Annotated in this window: 1 protein-coding gene; it reads left to right on the top strand. The window is 54.4% G+C overall.

Annotation, left to right across the window (positions count from 1 at the left end; genetic code table 11):
* Positions 1-52: 52 nt before the first annotated feature.
* A partial coding sequence (locus AC6CHQ_RS16365; RefSeq protein ID WP_498082077.1) for an ATP-binding protein occupies positions 53-375 on the top strand: 323 nt, incomplete at its 3' end.

The raw sequence follows: 375 nt of genomic DNA, 5'->3' as shown, positions 1-375 counted from the left end.
GCAGCCGAGAGGACAGTAGATTACTACGCAAGCGTATTGGGAGGGAATGGCCATGACCAGTCCGGCAACTGATCTACAGGAAAAGTGCAAGTCGCTCCGTCTCGCAGAAACAGCAAAGGAGCTGCCAGAGCTCCTGCGGAGCGCGGAATCGGAAAATTGGACCTACCACGAGTTCATTCACCAAGTCCTTTCTCACGAGCTGGGGGCCCGTGAAAAGAAGAATATCGAGCGATTCATGAAGTGGGCCAATTTCCCGTATCACCGGACGCTTGCGGAGTATGATCTCGGCGAACAGAGCGCAATCGGGGAACGGCAGTTCAAGCTCCTGAAGGAGCTGACATGGATTGACAACCACTTCACGCTCATCCTCATGGG

The sequence above is a fragment of the Bhargavaea sp. GQ12 genome (assembly GCF_059758705.1).
Note: the sequence above shows the minus strand (reverse complement) of the source record. Positions and strands in the feature narration are given on the sequence as shown.